The sequence below is a fragment of the Chromohalobacter israelensis DSM 3043 genome (assembly GCF_000055785.1).
In the GTDB taxonomy this organism is placed as follows: domain Bacteria; phylum Pseudomonadota; class Gammaproteobacteria; order Pseudomonadales; family Halomonadaceae; genus Chromohalobacter; species Chromohalobacter israelensis.
The window spans coordinates 2,659,243-2,675,137 of record NC_007963.1; the positions used below are offsets into that span (position 1 = coordinate 2,659,243).

Annotated in this window: 13 protein-coding genes and 2 pseudogenes; 4 read left to right on the forward strand and 11 right to left on the reverse strand. The window is 57.9% G+C overall.

All coding sequences use genetic code 11. From position 1 onward, the window contains the following. Window positions 1-395: 395 nt before the first annotated feature. The gene (locus CSAL_RS12020) at window positions 396-761 is read right to left on the reverse strand and encodes a winged helix-turn-helix transcriptional regulator (protein WP_011507665.1); all 366 of its coding nucleotides are present in this window, start codon (window positions 759-761) and stop codon (window positions 396-398) included. Between the two features lie 94 nt (window positions 762-855). Between CSAL_RS12020 and CSAL_RS12025 the strand changes: the two genes are divergently transcribed. Together CSAL_RS12025 and CSAL_RS12030 are read left to right on the forward strand one after the other, a co-directional pair. Beyond that, window positions 856-1,590, forward strand: coding sequence for an SDR family NAD(P)-dependent oxidoreductase (locus CSAL_RS12025; RefSeq protein WP_011507666.1), 735 nt, complete (start codon window positions 856-858; stop codon window positions 1,588-1,590). A gap of 38 nt (window positions 1,591-1,628) precedes the next feature. Then, on the forward strand, window positions 1,629-2,588 hold the full coding sequence (locus tag CSAL_RS12030; protein ID WP_011507667.1) for a quinone oxidoreductase family protein: 960 nt from the start codon (window positions 1,629-1,631) through the stop codon (window positions 2,586-2,588). Between the two features lie 459 nt (window positions 2,589-3,047). Here CSAL_RS12030 and CSAL_RS12035 read toward each other — a convergent pair whose 3' ends face one another. Together CSAL_RS12035 and CSAL_RS17750 are read right to left on the reverse strand one after the other, a co-directional pair. Continuing rightward, window positions 3,048-3,818, reverse strand: a complete 771-nt coding sequence (locus tag CSAL_RS12035; protein ID WP_050934532.1) for a CPBP family intramembrane glutamic endopeptidase — start codon at window positions 3,816-3,818, stop codon at window positions 3,048-3,050. 201 nt (window positions 3,819-4,019) lie between these two features. Beyond that, window positions 4,020-4,232, reverse strand: a pseudogene (locus CSAL_RS17750) (aldehyde dehydrogenase family protein); the annotation flags it as partial. Here CSAL_RS17750 and CSAL_RS12040 point away from each other — a divergent pair. Beyond that, window positions 4,170-4,696, forward strand: a pseudogene (locus CSAL_RS12040) (SDR family NAD(P)-dependent oxidoreductase). The pseudogenes CSAL_RS17750 and CSAL_RS12040 overlap by 63 nt on opposite strands. A 234-nt stretch (window positions 4,697-4,930) precedes the next feature. Here the strand turns inward: CSAL_RS12040 and CSAL_RS12045 are convergent. The 7 genes from CSAL_RS12045 to CSAL_RS12065 all read right to left on the reverse strand — a co-directional run bounded on the left by CSAL_RS12045 (window position 4,931) and on the right by CSAL_RS12065 (window position 12,957). Beyond that, window positions 4,931-5,320 (reverse strand): VOC family protein, encoded by a 390-nt coding sequence (locus CSAL_RS12045; RefSeq protein ID WP_011507669.1) that lies wholly within the window; start codon window positions 5,318-5,320, stop codon window positions 4,931-4,933. A 119-nt stretch (window positions 5,321-5,439) separates the two neighbouring features. After that, a complete protein-coding gene (locus tag CSAL_RS12050) occupies window positions 5,440-6,030 on the reverse strand; it encodes a hypothetical protein (RefSeq protein ID WP_043558508.1) in 591 nt (196 codons plus the stop codon). A 461-nt stretch (window positions 6,031-6,491) separates the two neighbouring features. After that, complete coding sequence (locus tag CSAL_RS17285; protein ID WP_148266830.1) at window positions 6,492-8,123, reverse strand: TIGR04141 family sporadically distributed protein; 1,632 nt, start codon at window positions 8,121-8,123, stop codon at window positions 6,492-6,494. 86 nt (window positions 8,124-8,209) lie between these two features. Then, window positions 8,210-8,683, reverse strand: a complete 474-nt coding sequence (locus CSAL_RS17290) for a hypothetical protein (RefSeq protein ID WP_011507672.1) — start codon at window positions 8,681-8,683, stop codon at window positions 8,210-8,212. A gap of 365 nt (window positions 8,684-9,048) precedes the next feature. Beyond that, window positions 9,049-10,536 (reverse strand): CoA-acylating methylmalonate-semialdehyde dehydrogenase, encoded by a 1,488-nt coding sequence (locus CSAL_RS12055; RefSeq protein WP_011507673.1) that lies wholly within the window; start codon window positions 10,534-10,536, stop codon window positions 9,049-9,051. A gap of 128 nt (window positions 10,537-10,664) precedes the next feature. After that, window positions 10,665-11,948, reverse strand: coding sequence for a M24 family metallopeptidase (locus CSAL_RS12060; RefSeq protein WP_011507674.1), 1,284 nt, complete (start codon window positions 11,946-11,948; stop codon window positions 10,665-10,667). Between the two features lie 127 nt (window positions 11,949-12,075). After that, the gene (locus CSAL_RS12065; RefSeq protein WP_011507675.1) at window positions 12,076-12,957 is read right to left on the reverse strand and encodes a HalD/BesD family halogenase; all 882 of its coding nucleotides are present in this window, start codon (window positions 12,955-12,957) and stop codon (window positions 12,076-12,078) included. A gap of 121 nt (window positions 12,958-13,078) precedes the next feature. Between CSAL_RS12065 and CSAL_RS12070 the strand changes: the two genes are divergently transcribed. Continuing rightward, the gene (locus tag CSAL_RS12070) at window positions 13,079-13,963 is read left to right on the forward strand and encodes a LysR family transcriptional regulator (RefSeq protein ID WP_011507676.1); all 885 of its coding nucleotides are present in this window, start codon (window positions 13,079-13,081) and stop codon (window positions 13,961-13,963) included. A 75-nt stretch (window positions 13,964-14,038) separates the two neighbouring features. Here the strand turns inward: CSAL_RS12070 and CSAL_RS12075 are convergent, their stop codons facing one another. Then, window positions 14,039-15,484, reverse strand: coding sequence for a sodium:solute symporter family protein (locus tag CSAL_RS12075; protein WP_011507677.1), 1,446 nt, complete (start codon window positions 15,482-15,484; stop codon window positions 14,039-14,041). Window positions 15,485-15,895 lie beyond the last annotated feature (411 nt).

Here is a 15,895-nt window from a genome sequence, read left to right on the forward strand (position 1 = left end):
CAGGCGCATTCGACAATCTCATCGAGCCAGCCCTTTCGCTCTTAAGCTTTTGTTTTTAAAAAGTACTAAGAAAAGTTCGGCGCGTTATGCAGAATTCGCGTGTCTGATGCTTTTGTCGGCTCCGCCACCTTGGCACCAGCCCCCTGCCCCGCTGCCGTGTGAGCCACGCTACCGCCATGCAAAGCACTGAACGCTCCACCACCCGGTTCATTAGATTGTATCGGCAGCACCAAACAATACTTAACCTAGCTTAATTTAACGTCTATTAACATAGCGCTACACGAAAGGCGTAGACGTAAAAACGCCCGCGGCGGTGTGAGCGGCGTGGGCGTGGGTTTCAGCCGTGCGGATGGTTCAGGAGGAGAAGCTGAACTGGGCGGTTTCCTGGTCGCTTCCTACAGGCTGGTTTTCCGGCGGTCCATCGCCGCGGCAATGTCTTCTTCGTGCTCTTCGCCCCAGCCGCAAAGCGGCTCCATGGCCTGCACCAGACTCGCCCCGAAGGGCGTCAGCGAGTAGTCGACGCGCAGCGGGATCTCTCCATAGTCGGTTCGCTGGACGATGCCGTCGGACTCGAGCTCCTTCAACTGCTGGATCAACATTTTGTCGCTCACGCCCCGGACGCTTCGCTTGAGCTCCCCGTAGCGCGTCGGTCCCTTGTCTAAAAAGAACAGAATCAATGGCTTCCACTTCCCGGAGATCACGTGCAGCGTCGCATGCAGGCCGCAAATGAAACGTGGGTTTTCTGAGTTTTCTTTCGCCATAACGGGTACTTACCAAAAGGTGCATACTTGAACATTTGTAAGCGGCTTATATACCTTGAAAGCGAATCAAGTCAACACACACGGAGACCCAACCATGAGTCGGCTACACGGAAAAATTGCATTGATCACAGGCGGAGCCAGCGGCATCGGCTTGGCCTCGGCCCAACGCCTCATCGACGAAGGCGCCTTCGTCTTCATTACCGGACGCCGCCAGGACGTCCTCGACAACGCAGCTGAGGCACTGGGATCCAACGCCCGGGCCGTCCAGGCGGATGTGACAAAGCCGGAGGATCTCGATCGCGTCTTCGACACGATCCAGAAAGCAAAGGGTCGCCTGGACGTCCTGGTGGCCAACGCAGGCGTCGGCGAATTCGCCAGCCTGGGCCAGATCACCGAGGAGCACTACGACTACATCTTCGACATCAACGTCAAAGGCACCCTCTTCACCGTCCAGAAGGCCCTGCCCCTGATGACGAACGGCGGCTCCATCATCCTCACCGGTTCCACGGTCGGCAGCATGGGCACCCCCGCGATGAGCATCTACAGCGCCTCCAAGGCGGCTGTCCGAAACCTGGTGCGCAGTTGGGCCCATGATCTCAGGGGCACTGGCATTCGCGTAAACGTCATGTCTCCTGGCCCAACCAAAACAGACAAGCTGATGGAACTGCTCCCATCCGAAGCCCTGAGCGAAATGAATCGAACCGTACCGCTTGAGCGTCTGGGCGATCCCAAGGAAACCGCAGGCGCGGTGGCGTTCCTGGCGTCCGACGATAGCAGCTTCATGACGGGGAGCGAGGTGTTCGTTGATGGGGGCTACGCGCAGGTTTAGATGGCTGTCCCACAATTCCCTCGATGGAAGGAAAGAACATGAAGGCTGCATATTATGATGTTCCAGGCGGACCGGAGGTCCTGAGCTACACAGAAGTCGAGGCTCCGGTTTGTCCCGAGGATGGAGTGCTCCTCCGGGTGGAGGCAATCTCGATCGAGGGGGGCGATCTCATCAATCGGGCGACGGCGGCGCCTCAGGCAGCAGGCCACGTTCCCGGCTATGCGGCTTCGGGCGAGATCATCGAGGTTGGCTCGAAGGTTCACGACCGCTTCATCGGGCAAAAGGTGACGTCATTCGACATGGGCGGGTCCCATGCCGAATTGCGCGCCGTGAAGGCCACGCGGACATGGATCGTGCCGGACGGGTTGCAGATGACGGCTGCGGCCGCCCTGCCCATCTCGTTCGGAACCGCCCATCACAGCCTGTTCGCGCGCGGCAATCTGGTCGACGGCGAGACCCTGCTCGTGCAGGGCGGAGCGGGCAGCGTCGGGGTCGCGGCGATCCAACTGGCCCATCGCGCCGGTTCGAAGGTATTGGCAACCGTCTCGGGCGCGGATCGCGTCGCGCGACTGCGGGCTTATGGGCTGGACGCCGCGATCGACCACCGCTCAGAGGATGTGACCGCGGCCGTCATGCGGCTGACCGACGGCCGCGGCGTGGATCTGGTCGTCGACCCCGTCGGGTCCACGCTCGCGGGATCGCTTGCCGCACTACGGCCCGAGGGACGTCTGATCTTCGTCGGCAATGCAGGGCGTGCGTCGCTGGACCTGGACCTCTGGCCCGCCTTGCAGGCCAACCAGACGCTTCTGGGTGTGTTCATGGGCAGCCAGCTCGAAAAACCCGAAGTCCACAGGACGGTCGACGACATGTTGCGCCTGGCCGCCACCGGTGAGCTGGAGGTTTCCATTGATCGACGGTTTTCGCTTTGCGAGGTCGCAGCGGCACATGACTATGCCGAGGAAAATTCCATTCTGGGCCGGGTCGTCCTTGTCCCTTGACCTGCCCTCCGCCAAGGCATGCGTCCGGGTCGCTGCATCAGGGATCGTTGCCATAGATGGGAACTGCAACCTTGATCTGGCGCTGGCCATGCCAGGCTGTTTGCTACCGTCGATGACGATTCGGCAAGGGCGACGGAAACTGCGTCATGGACAGGATCGCGCGTCCAGAGCACGGCATCGCCATCCTTCAACAACTTTCGCGGAACACCCACTCGCGAAAATTCGAACGAGTGTCCTGTAGACATGTTTTTCCGACTCAAGGGAGAAGCAAGACTCCGCCCCCAACCGTCGGATGGAGTTGATTGATGAGAGTGAACACTGCCGCCTGATCGACTAGCAGTGCAGGCCTTACTATGGCGCTATCCATTTTGCCTCCTCAGTAGCCATAACGCCGTGCTTAGCGGCCGTAGAGGAGCACAAGCGAAACGCAGGTCCGCGCGCAGCGACTACAGCACATTGTTATGCCACTCCCAAGCTCAAAACATAGCTCACTACATGTGCGAAAGCGTGAGCGATTATCGCCGCTTCCAAGCCATATCGCCAATACAGGTAACCGAACAGCACCCCGAAGGTGGTATTAGTGCCGACAATGAATAGCACTACGTAGCCAGTTAACTCGCCTGCCTGCATTGCCGCCGCTGGTAAATGGCCCGCGCCGAAAAGCAGCGCGCTCACGACGATGGCCAGCCAGACGTAGAGGGGCCGAGGAGTACCTCTCCGATATTGCAGAAACCGCCATGCCAGCCATACCAAGACTGTCATTAACCCCCATCGTAAAAGCAATTCCTCTGTGACCCCGCCATAGAGCACACGCGCAATTATCGGCACTGAAAATTGCTGCTCCACCTCAGCGAGGGCCGCTGGAAAGCCGAAACCGCCAATTGCGAATAGCCCAACTCCCCCCACGACCCCGGCGACCAAACTGGGACGGAGCTGCGGCCGAAGGGCTGACCTGATCGATCCTGCAGCCACTGCGGCCTCAAAAGCAGCAGCTCGAAAGCCAACTTTCGGCGCCAGCACCACGCCTAACCACACAGCAACAGCGACTAAAAGCGCACTCTGCGCAGTGCTTGCAAGTAATACCAACCATAAGGGCGCGGCAGGCGTCACGTCAGCCACGAGTTGTGGTAGCACAGTGACAGTGAGCGCGACCACGCCGAGCATGCCCGCAACCCACATGCATAAGCCAAGTCGAAGTCGCTGGTGTTTAATGGGTTCTACTGTTGTCATCAGTGCGTCCTTTGGCATAACGCCCACATTTGCGGCTGGTTTGGAGCGCTGGAATTCCCCCAATAAGGGTGACACCTCTAAACAGACTTAACCTATCGCGAATCAGCGCCGAGTGACATGGCCTTACATGTAAGACTTACACACAAAAACGCCCGCGCCGGTGTGAGCGGCGCGGGCACGGGGTTCAGCCGTGCGGGTGGTTCAGGAGGGGAAGCTGAACTGAGCGGTTTCCTGGGCGGAGCGCTTCGGCCAGCGTTGGGAGATGGCCTTGCGGCGGGTGTAGAAGCGAACGGCGTCGGGGCCGTAGGCGTGCAGGTCGCCGAACAGCGAGTCCTCCCAGCCGCCGAAGCTGTGGAAGGCGACCGGTACCGGCAGCGGAACATTGATGCCGACCATGCCGACTTCGATGGCGTCGGCCAATTCGCCAGCCTGGGACAGATCACCGAGGAGCACTACGACTACATCTTCGACATCAACGTCAAAGGTACCCTTTTCACCGTCCAGAAGGCCCTGCCCCTGATGACGAACGGCGGCTCCATCATCCTCACCGGTTCCACGGTGGGTAGCATGGGCCCCCCGCGATGAGCATCTACAGCGCCTCCAAGGCGGCCGTCCGAAACCTGGTGCGCAGTATGGCCCATAGTCGCAGGGGCACCGGCATTCGCGTGAACGTCATGTCTCCTGGCCCGACCAAAACAGACAAGTTGATGGAACTGCTCCCATCCGAAGCTCTGAGCGAGATGAACCGGACCGTACCGATTGAGCGTCTGGGCGATCCCAAGGAAACCGCAGGCGCGGTGGCGTTCCTGGCGTCCGACGATAGCAGCTTCATGACGGGGAGCGAGGTGTTCGTCGACGGGGGCTACGCACAGGTTTAGGGGCTAGGCGGAGAACGGGAGGCAATGAACCCAAAGGGGCCAGATAGATTTAAAATCGGTCAGCTTGGTTAAAAAATCAACCTGCCCTATTTACATTGATCAAATAGAATCGATCTACCCCTTTGATTTGGCTTCCCTTACACATAACGCCTTGCATAAACGACGACCCGTCAGGGACTTTCGATGGCGGCTCGTCGGGCCGGAACGAATTTAATGCACTTATCGGGCGCGCACTCATGGAAACGAGAACATGTTGACAAGTAGCCCGTTCGGGTCCGCTACCATAAACCGCCTCATCCCGAATTCCTCATCGCATAGGTCGTGTGCCAATTCGAAACCACGGGCCTTCACTGCAGCGTATGTCTCCTCAACATCTTCGACCTGCACCGATATGATGACGCCCTGTGCAGGGTACTGGAAAGGCCGAGGGGTAAACTCATGGTCGAGGCGCATGATACCGATTTGCAGTTCCGGCTTGTCGGGGGACGCCATCTGGATGTACCACCCCTGATGCTCGAATCCAACAACAAAACCCAGCAACTCTTTGTAAAAGTCGCGGGTCTCTTCCATCTTATCAGTGCAAATGTTCGGAAGCAGCCTCGTAACGGCGGTGCTTTCAGTCATAGTTCGCCCACTTGGTTTGATCAGCTCTCGATGCACAACGCCCGCAGCACGCGTAGCTTTTGAATGAAGGCGAAGCCGCAATGTAAAAGCCATCGACGTGACTGCGATTATTAACTGCATTACATGCCCATTTTTGGACCACCACGCCCCCTTTTAACCTCCTGCCTTATTTTAGATGAAGGCTCCAACTTGAGACCATGATCTAGACCAAACTCGTATAGGTTCATGCAGCTGGTGATTTTATTGTCTGCGCTAATTCCCGCAACGAACGAGTAACCACCGACAGACCCGCCACTAGCTTCATCAAGCTTAGACTTGTACTGAATCAATCTTTCAAGATAAGAAATAAACTCTTCCCTATTCTTCCCTGCCTCAAATATCTCTTTAATGTTTGATACAGCTTTGCCTGAAAAGTATGTTTTACCGGCGAGCTCAAACTCGCCATCCGATATCTGCCCGTAAATCAGGAAGTGGTGCGTATCGCTTGGTGACAAAGCCTTAACAGCATCGTCATAATTTGTATATTTTTTCTTCTCAGACGACAAAGACTGGCAATCTTTCTTAAACTCTAATATAACCCACTTTTCATTGCTTGACAGGAAAGCGTCTCCCGCTTTTTCCTGCTCCCCATCAAGAGGTGAAAGTATCATATCTTTAGGAATATATTTCCTGATAAAAAAATACTCTACAGTTTTTTCCCACCACTTCATTAGATACTCCAAGATAAGTTAAAGGGTATTAGACCGCGCGCCCGTCTTACCGCTAGAGAGATCAGTCGCGTTCAACAATCTTATCGAGCCATTTTTTCGCTCTTAAGCTTTTTGTTTTAAAACATACTAAGAAAAGTTCGGCGTATCATGTACAATTCGCGTGCCCGCTGCCTTTGCCGGCTCTATCACCTTGGAACCAAACACGATCCCCTACCCCGCTGCTGTGTGAGCCACGCTACCGCCATGCAAAGCACTGAGCGCTTCACCAACCGGTTCATCAGGTTGTATCGGCAACATCAAACAATACTTAACCTAGCTTAATTTAACGTCGATTAAGATACCGCTACACGAAAGGCGTAGACACAAAAACGCCCGCGCCGGTGTGAGCGGCACGGGCGTGGGCAGCGAGACGCTCGACCAGAGCGTCGCTGTGTCTGCACTGGTTAGCTATAGTTCGACACTCATACTAGCTTCTTCTCCTTTGCTGGTTTCGCTTTTTTCTTTACTTCTAGTGCAGGGTCAACCTTTATCGCAGCAATAGAGACATTATAATTTAAAGTTTTCAGAGTCTTTAGAGCATTCTTTAGAGTAACTTTAGAAAAAAAGGGCAACTCTTGCGGCAAAGACCTATTGGTTGCAATTGCATAAACAATCCTATAGCTACTAGGGTCAGGCCTGCTGTCAGTACATGCAAGCTTAGCCGAGTCGGGTAGTTTTTCGTTTAATCGTTTTCTGAAGCCTGAGTCACTTATAAATGCTTCGGATGCAACAAAACCCTGTGAAAACAAATGGCTTAACGTCGATGAGCTTCTGTAATACTTCACATGAATTAGTTCGGATGAATCCTTGATCAAATCACAAAATTCAAGTTTGTCATAAGGGCCTCCAACTTTTACAAACTTTTTATCCATAAGTTCTATATTCCCATGTCTTCCGGCAACAAAGTCATTGTAATCTTCCTCCCGGTCATGGAAATAAACTGGAAACTCAAAATCGTACGGATCTAGACCCTCCAAGTACTTATCTATATATTCCACGAAATTTTTGTTAACTATATACCATTGTCCATTTCTAAGTATGTATTGTTCTCTTTCAGCCGAAACCTCCGCATATAAGCAACGATAAGCCGACCACTTCTTTATTGAGTTGCACTCATTATCATTGATGTGAATCGACTGACTCTTTAAATTTTCAACTGTTAATAGTATACCTTTATCTTTAAAGTGCTTTACTAGGTCTTCGATCTTTAATACAACATGTATTGCTGTTTTTTGGTAGCGATCGAATGAATAGCCTATTTGGCTCTCCCAGTCGACGATTTCCGGCTCGCCAATCCACATTTTCTGGAACTCATTTTTAGCCAAAACATCATCTAACTCTAAGTCAAGGACTTCCATGAGCTCTTTATCTTTAACTCTTTGGATATTATCGACCCATTCAAACTCCTTTGGCAGATCTTCTTTGTATCTTTTTAAAGCTTCTAAAAGAACATCCTTTAACCCTTTTAGATTAATATCTAGGACAAGAGTTAATGCATCTCTTCCTGTCACATGTGAGCCAAACACAGAAAATCTTGACACTCCAGTAACTGCATATAACATATCCATCTCAGAGTCCACATCAAGATCAAAGACGCCAAGATCAATGGAGCTTTGTGTTCTTGAATTTAACGGGTTGTGATCATAGTTAGCTTTGTCGAGACTTCTCAGTTTATCTGGGTCAACGGAGTTGAGTGTTACCCTAAGTCCGAAATCTCTCTCTATAGCTTCATTTTTAACAAGATGAAAACCCGTGCCAAAGGTTAATATGAATAAATTGCCTTCAAGGTTTACAACGAAAGCAGCGCCTACCGCCCTTCTACTACCAAATAGATCATCTGGAAGTTCCTGATGCTCTGTAAAGAGCCTAGTCCATGGAGGCGGTGGCTTCGGAGGTTCTTTTTTGACGTACAGTGCTGCTTCCAACTCTGGAACCTCCATTTCGATGGGAGGCTTGGAGCTTTCAAGGTTAATTACCTTAGATGCATCACATCCCACACTTGGCTTTGCAAGATATATGGACAACTTCTCTTTTCTTTTTTTTGTTTTTCTCATAAGCGCTCCCTCACTTCCGCATACCGCTCTGCCAGCTAACGCGGAGCGCACCAGCGCACTTTAGTGCGTCCGCGTGACGCGAATTGTTATAAGTTTTCTCGGACAAACTGCTCAACACTGAAGGGCCGACCCTTGCTTTGGTAGTGCCCATCTAAAGCATAGGCCATCTTTTCTAGAGGAGCGTTGTCATACCCAAAATCTTGAATCTCTCGAATGTAGCGTTCAATAAAACCTTGAGGAGCGAGTTCTCGCCATTGCAGTACATGAACCAGTTCATGGAAGTGAAGACGAAACTCGTTTGCGGCCTTTTTCTTTACGTAATAGGTATCATTGTAGGTAATACCCCCAACTTCCATGTCGATAAAATCGCCTAAACCTGCTTCTCGAAGTCCTGAAAAATCGGGCTTCGGAATTTCGTCGGTAACAACGAAAAACGCTGTTTTGAGGAAATTAGGCGAGTAAAAACCGTTGAAATGATCTGCAAGGACGGAGCAAGACCGACGCACATCTCTATGAGAGGAATTCACCTGATGCACCCATTCCTCGATCTTTTCGATCATTACTCCTCCTATTCATAACAGGTATTAGACAGCGCGCTCGTTTTCCCACTTGAACGTGCAGGCGCGTTCAACAATCTTATCGAGCCAGCCTTTTCGCTCTTAAGCTTTTGATTTGAAAGGCCCTAAGAAGAATTCGGCGCGTTATACAGAATTCGCGTGCCCGCTACCGTTCGGCCACGCTACCGCCATGCAAAGCACTGAACGCTCCACCACCCGGTTCATCAGGTTGTATCGGCAACATCAAACAATACTTAACCTAGCTTAATTTAACGTCGATTAACATAGCGCTACACGAAAGGCGTAGACACAAAAACGCCCGCGCCGGTGTGAGCGGCGCGGGCGTGGGGTTCAGCCGTGCAGGTGGTTCAGGAGGGGAAGCTGAACTGGGCGGTTTCCTGGGCGGAGCGCTTCGGCCAGCGTTGGGAGATGGCCTTGCGGCGGGTGTAGAAGCGCACGGCGTCGGGGCCGTAGGCGTGCAGGTCGCCGAACAGCGAGTCCTTCCAGCCGCCGAAGCTGTGGAAGGCGACCGGCACCGGCAGCGGTACGTTGATGCCGACCATGCCGACTTCGATGGCATCGGCGAAGCGTCGCCCGGCCTCGCCGTCACGAGTGAACACGCAGGTGCCGTTGCCGTACTGGTGGGCGTTGATCAGGGCGATGGCGTCCTCGAAGGTCTCGACACGGACCACGCACAGCACCGGGCCGAAGATCTCGTCGCGGTAGATGCTCATCTCCGGCGTGACCCGGTCGAACAGCGTGGCGCCGAGGAAGTAGCCCGGCGAGGCTTCCACCAGCGGATGCTCGCGGCCGTCGACCACCAGTTCGGCCCCGGCGGCGGCGCCCTGCTCGATGTAGCCGGCGACCTTGTCGCGCTGGCCGGCGTTGATCAGCGCGCCCATGTCGAGGCCACGCTCGGTACCCGGGCCGATCTTGAGCTTGCGGGCCTGGGCGGCGAGACGCTCGACCAGGGCGTCGGCGGTGGCGTCACCCACGCACACGGCCACGGAGATCGCCATGCAGCGCTCGCCGGCACTGCCGAACGCGGCGCCGATCAGGGTGCTGGCGGCGTTGTCGAGATCGGCATCCGGCAGCACCACGGCGTGGTTCTTGGCACCGCCGAGGGCCTGCACGCGCTTGCCTTGCTGGGTGCCACCCTCGTAGATCTTGCGCGCCACGGGGGTGGAGCCGACAAAGGAAAGCGCGCGAACCTCGGGCGCTTCGATCAGCGCGTCGACGGCCTCGCGATCACCGTGGACCACGCTGAACAGCCCCTTGGGCAACCCGGCTTCGTCGAGCAGTTCGGCCATCTTCACGGCGGCCGAGGGCGCCTGCTCGGAGGGCTTGAGGATGAAGGCGTTGCCGCAGGCCAGCGCCATGGGGTACATCCACAGCGGCACCATGGCCGGGAAGTTGAACGGCGTGATGCCGGCGACCACGCCCAGCGGCTGATGGTTGGACCAGGTGTCGATGCCCGGCCCGGCGTTATGGGAGTACTCGCCCTTGAGGAGTTCCGCCACGCCGCAGGCATACTCGACGTTCTCGATGCCGCGCTTGAGCTCGCCCATGGCGTCTTCGAGCACCTTGCCGTGTTCCTCGCTGACCAGTGCGCAGATCTCGTCAGCGTCGCGCTCGAGCAGGGTCTTGAAGCGGTACATCACCTGGGCGCGCTTGGCCGGCGGCATGTCGCGCCAGGCGGGCTGGGCTTCGCGGGCGGCGTCGATGGCGCGTTGCACGGTGGCGGTGTCGGCCATCGCCAGGCGGCGAACCGGCGCGGCGGTGGCCGGGTTGAGCACGTCGATGGTGCGCTCGCTTGTCAGCCGCTCGCCGGCGATCCAGTGGTATACGTCTGTCATAACAACTTTGCTCTATCGAATATGGGCGTCATGTAAGGGACGCGAACCTGGAGCTCTACTCACAACCGATGAACGGGACGGGCTTACCCGGCGCCCATCGTTCATTCCGAGCGTTTGAACAAGAACTCTTAGAATTCCCGGCCGAGCAGGGCCTCATCGAACGGGTAGCGCGAGAGTTTTTCGATGCCGGTGTCGGTGACCAGCACTTCCTCTTCGAGCTTGACGCCGTCGGCACCGCCGACCTCGCCGATGTAGCTTTCCACCGAGACCACCATGCCGGGTTCGAGGATGCCGTCCTTGGAGAAGCGGTCGAAGTCCATGTGGTGGGCGACCAGCGGGGTCTCGCCGTGCATGCCGACGCCATGGATGATCGAGGGGTAACGGCGGTCGAGAAAGCGCTCGGGAATCTTCCAGGCGTTTTCGGCGATCTCGCGGTAGCTCATGCCCGGCTTGAGGATGCCCATGTTGTGGTGCACCTGGTCATAGGCCATCCGGTAGAGGCTCTGCTGATAGGCAGTGGGCTTGCCGGGGCCGACATGGAAGGTGCGCGAGAAATCGGAATAGTAGCCGTGGCAGCCGATGGTATCGGTATCCAGCGCGACCAGCTCGCCGGGGCGGATCACCCGGTTGCTGGCTTCGTTGAACCAGGGGTTGGTGCGCGGGCCGGAGGACAACAGCCGCGTCTCGATGAACTCGCCGCCCTGGCGGATGACATCGCCGTACATGATGGCGAACAGCTCGTTCTCGGTGACGCCGGGCTTGATGGCAGCTTCCACGGCGGCCACGGCGGCTTCGCTGCCGGCCATCGACTGGGCCAGACAGGCGATTTCCTCGGGCGTCTTGATGCGCCGGCAATGCAGGGTGTCCTGCATGCAGTCGTAGACGTCCAGCCCCTGGGCTTCCAGCGAGCGGGCCAGGTTCAGCGCGCAGCGGTCCAGGCCGATCTTCTTGTTGCCCTTGCCGTGCTCTTCCATCAGCTCGGCGATCTCGATGCCGAACGGGTCGGAAGACATGTTGTCGCGCTGGTTGACGGCGGACCACACCACCTTGGAGGTGCGCGATTCGTCGATGGTCTCCAGCCAGGTGGAGACATGCGCGCTGCCCGGGTATTCGAACAGGATCACCGGGCCTTCCAGCGGCACGTAGATGTAACGCGTGGAGTTGCGCAGGAAGTAGCCGAACATGTTGCGCGAGCCGGTGGCGTAGCGCTGGTTGTAGGGGTCGAACAGGACCAGCGCGGCGTAGCCCTGCTCGGCCATCATCGCGCGCAGACGCTTGAGGCGCCCGCCGCGCAGCTGTACCGGGTCGAAGGCGGTGGGAATGCTGTCGCCGTTGGCCATGGGGGCGGAGGGCACGACCGGGATGGCGTCGGGTTCGTTGTCGGTCAGGTTGTCGAAGTCGACGATGCTCATGATCAAGCTCTCTGTTTCTGTTCGTTATGGGGCGCGCTTCGTGATGGGGCACGCTCGCCGTCGCGGGGAGTGTCTCCGCGACGGCGAGCGTGGGCCGGTGTCGGCGGCGACCGGTGGCCCGGCCTTGTCAGTCGGCGAGGCTGTCGCTGCGCTGCATGCCCTCTTCCAGCAGACGCTCGTGAACCGGTGCCATGCGCCCGAAGATGCGCTTGGCGCGCTCGGGGCGGCCGATGAAGCCCGGCTCCTTGGCGTAGGCGAAGATCACGGTGTGGCGCTCGCGGTCGCCTTCCACCGGGGTCACGCGGTGCAGCGAGTAGCGGCCGAAGAAGATCTGCAGATCGCCCGGCTGGAGATCCAGCGACTTGATCTGCGAGCGGTCGCCGTCGATGACCTTTTCCACCCCTTCGAAGTTCTCGCCCTCGGGGCTGCGTATGCCCGGCGCGTACTCGAACCGGCCGCCGCCGTGGGACTGGCGCGTCATCATGGTGACGATGAATTCGTTGGTGTCGTAATGCCACGGATGCTGGCAGCCCTCGCGCAGCACGTTGACGACCAGGTCGGCCAGCGGATCGGCGTACTGGTGGATCTCCTCCATGCCCACCACACTGGCAATAAAGCGCTGGAAACCGGGATCGGAGTAGACCTGACGAATGATGGTGTCGGCGCCGATGCGGTCCCCGGCGACGAAGCCGTTGGTGCGGTCGCCGAAGCGGTTCTTGGGATGCGAGGCCGGCAGGCTGGGGTCGCCGTCGCTGTTGTAGGGGTTGGTTTCGGTCTGGTTGTAATGCGCTTCCGGCGAGAGTCGCTCGGTTTCGCGTTCCAGCCGTGTCAGGGCCTCGTCGGGCACGAAGCCCTTGAGTACCACACAACCGTCCTGACCGAGTTGGGCACGGCACTCTTCGACGAGAACCCGGCCGCGTTCGCCATCCAGCTGGTCGATGGGATAGCGCTCGAGGTCGATCAGACCGTGGAGTGCGTTGTCGTCTGCCTGCGTAGCGTTGGCTGGCATGCGGATCTGCTCCTGACTTTTTGCAAAGACGTTTCCAGTAACGTATGGACAGGGTAGAGAGGCAGGTTCAATAATAGAAATGAATGGTTAAGATCAAAAAGATTGCAAAGGCTCATAGATCATGGATACCGACCTGCTCCGCGCCTTCGTCACGGTCGCCGAGTGCGAGGGCTTCAGCGCCGCCGGCAAGGTGCTGCATCGCACGCAGTCGGCCGTCAGCCTGCAGATCAAGCGGCTCGAGGATCAGATGGGCGAGTCACTGTTCGAGCGCACCAGCCGCAGCGTGGTACTGACGCCGCCAGGCGGGCGCTTGCTGCCCTACGCGCGACACATCCTCAAGCTGCAGGACGAGGCGCGCCGGGTGATGGGGGTGGACCGCCAGGGCGAACTGATCCGCCTGGGTACCTCGGAGGAACAGGCGAGCACCTACCTGCCCGAACTGCTGCCGCGGTTCGCCGCCCGCTTTCCCGAGGTGCGCCTCGAAGTGAGCTGCAGCATCAGCGGCTCGCTGGTGCATGATTTTCAGGAGGGGCTGCTGGACGTCGCGCTGGTGGTGCGCCACGGCCCCACCCAGACCGGCCGCCTGCTGGGCCGCGAGCCCATGGTGTGGGTGGTGGCCGAGGACCGCGCTATCGACGACTGGGAGATTCTGCCCCTGGCGCTGAATCCCGAGGGCTGCATCTTCCGCGCCCATGCGTTCGCCGCGCTGGGGCCCACCGAGCGGCGCTGGGACGTGCGCTACTCCAGCCGCTCCCCCACCGGCATCAACCTGCCGGTGCAGGCCGGGCTGGCCGCCACGGTCAAGACCCCGCGCAGCGTCCCCGAGGGCTGTCGCATCGTCGGCGAGGAAGAAGGTTTGCCGCCCCTCGGGCACGTCGAGATCGAAATGCACCGCACGCCCGGCCACTCCAGCGACGCCTTCGTCGCCTTCTGCGACGAGCTGGAGCACATCGTCACCGCGACCGACTCGCTGGAGTCGCTGGAATACGTGGCCGCAGAAGGCTGAACGCAACACGGCGCCCCGCGGGGCGCCGTTGACGTTTGCGGGCGACGCGTTCAAAGGCGTCGCCATCAAGGCTGCCTAGGAGCGCTCGGGCACCGGGGTCGAAGCGCGCGCCGCCCGACGAGTCGCCAGACTCACGCCCACGTAGCAGGCAGCCGAGGCCAGGCAGCCGTAGAGCGGCCCTTGCACCCACCCGAGATCGGTCCCCAGCAGCAGATAGGCACTCACGCCGAACCCTGCCGCGATGGAAGTGAATGCTCCCAGCGCATTGCCCTGCCAGAACGTCGAGCACAGCGATACCCCGAACAGCGAGGCCATGAGGGTGCCGTTGCCGAGAATGCCCAGCCACAGGATCATCACCGGCGGCAAGTAGGCCATGCCCACGAAGGCACCGATCCCCACCGCCAGTACCATGAGCCGATTGAAGGTCATGGTGGTGGTGAACCCTTCCTGCTTGCCCAGCGCCGAGCGCAGATCGTAGGAAAGCGCCGTGGAGACGGTGTGCATCAGCGAGTTGGCCGTGGATTTCATGGCGAACAGGATGAACAGTGTCATCACGCTGGACATCAAGGGACCGACGCCGTGCTCCAGGAAGGTGGGCATGGCCATGTCCGGCGACTCAAGCGCCGGGAAGTAGGCCTTGGCATAGAGTCCGGCCAGCGGCGTGAAGTTGAGTGCCAGGCCGAGCACGGCGACCCAGATGCCGACGCGTGCCATGCTGACGCCTTGCTTGATCGCCAGAAAGCGCACCGACATGAAGGGCAAGGCCGCCGCCCACAGGAAGGCATAGGGCAACAGCAGGAAGGCGGAGGCCGTGCTGTCGCCGTAGGGCGCCCCCGTGGTCGGGTTGGCTAGCTCCGGATTCTGGGCATCCAACCGACCGATCAACTCCCCGAGCCCGACCTGGACGAAGACCACATAGGCGATCACGCAGGAGCCCAGCACCATGCCCAGCACCATGAGAGCATCGGTCCATGCCACGGCCCGCAAGCCGCCGAACATGGTATAGCCGATCACCAGCAAGGTGATCAGCAAGGCGCCGGTGGTGGTGGAGACGCCCAGCCAGCTCGACACCAGCAGGCCGATCGCCTTGACTTGCGAGATGAGGAACACGCTCAGCAGCAAGACGATGATGATCGCGGTCACGCCCTGCAACCAGCGCCCCGCCCTGCCACCGGCATGTGTCTGGGCGATGTATTCCGGCATGGTCCGGCTCCCCAGGCTGGTCGCCTTGCGGCGCAGGAAGTTGGCGAAGAACAGCGTGGCGATCAAAAAGGCAGGGGTATAGAAAACATTGGCGAACAGCTCCAGCGAGCCGTATTCATAGGCAACGCCCGGCGAGCCGATGAACACGAAGCCGCTGTAGCCCGTGGCGATCAAGGTGGCGGCGGCCACGAAAGGCCCGAGGGAATTATTGGCCACCAGAAAGCCGGATTCCTCCTTGTCACCCGCCGCTCGCATGGAATATAGCGACAGGCCGATAAGAATTGCGGCCGACACGCCCAGCAATATCCAGTTCAACATGAATGAAAACTCCTCGTTGGAATTGTAGTGAGGCTTTTTTGGTTAGCGGCGACGGTCGAATGCCAGTGCAATCAGGGCCGTGGCCAGCGTCACCACCGAGGCGACACCAAAGGCGAAAAAGGTCCAGGATTCCATATTGTTTTCCTTGGTTGGCGGATTGGGATGGGCTCCTTGTGACGTGGAAGCCGCGTGATAGCGAGTGAAAACATCCCGCGAAAATGCCCGCGAGACATCGCGATACTTGAGCCGGGCCAGGCGACTTTCTTTGCAAATCTTCCCTAATTTAGGGCGCCAGACAAGACAAAACCTGTACGCACGAGATATCGCTGTGTTCGCAATGGGAGAGAATTTTGAAAGTTCATCCAGGAGCCTCTGATAGCAATGACATTATTGTTGAAATGGCCCGGGCAC

Excerpts from the sequence above, each read along its gene's own strand:
- CSAL_RS12020 (WP_011507665.1), bottom strand. The coding sequence starts at position 761 with ATGGCGAAAGAAAACTCAGAAAACCCACGTTTCATTTGCGGCCTGCAT.
- CSAL_RS12025 (WP_011507666.1), top strand. The coding sequence starts at position 856 with ATGAGTCGGCTACACGGAAAAATTGCATTGATCACAGGCGGAGCCAGC.
- CSAL_RS12030 (WP_011507667.1), top strand. The coding sequence starts at position 1,629 with ATGAAGGCTGCATATTATGATGTTCCAGGCGGACCGGAGGTCCTGAGC.
- CSAL_RS12035 (WP_050934532.1), bottom strand. The coding sequence starts at position 3,818 with ATGACAACAGTAGAACCCATTAAACACCAGCGACTTCGACTTGGCTTA.
- CSAL_RS12045 (WP_011507669.1), bottom strand. The coding sequence starts at position 5,320 with ATGACTGAAAGCACCGCCGTTACGAGGCTGCTTCCGAACATTTGCACT.
- CSAL_RS12050 (WP_043558508.1), bottom strand. The coding sequence starts at position 6,030 with ATGAAGTGGTGGGAAAAAACTGTAGAGTATTTTTTTATCAGGAAATAT.
- CSAL_RS17285 (WP_148266830.1), bottom strand. The coding sequence starts at position 8,123 with ATGAGAAAAACAAAAAAAAGAAAAGAGAAGTTGTCCATATATCTTGCA.
- CSAL_RS17290 (WP_011507672.1), bottom strand. The coding sequence starts at position 8,683 with ATGATCGAAAAGATCGAGGAATGGGTGCATCAGGTGAATTCCTCTCAT.
- CSAL_RS12055 (WP_011507673.1), bottom strand. The coding sequence starts at position 10,536 with ATGACAGACGTATACCACTGGATCGCCGGCGAGCGGCTGACAAGCGAG.
- CSAL_RS12060 (WP_011507674.1), bottom strand. The coding sequence starts at position 11,948 with ATGAGCATCGTCGACTTCGACAACCTGACCGACAACGAACCCGACGCC.
- CSAL_RS12065 (WP_011507675.1), bottom strand. The coding sequence starts at position 12,957 with ATGCCAGCCAACGCTACGCAGGCAGACGACAACGCACTCCACGGTCTG.
- CSAL_RS12070 (WP_011507676.1), top strand. The coding sequence starts at position 13,079 with ATGGATACCGACCTGCTCCGCGCCTTCGTCACGGTCGCCGAGTGCGAG.
- CSAL_RS12075 (WP_011507677.1), bottom strand. The coding sequence starts at position 15,484 with ATGTTGAACTGGATATTGCTGGGCGTGTCGGCCGCAATTCTTATCGGC.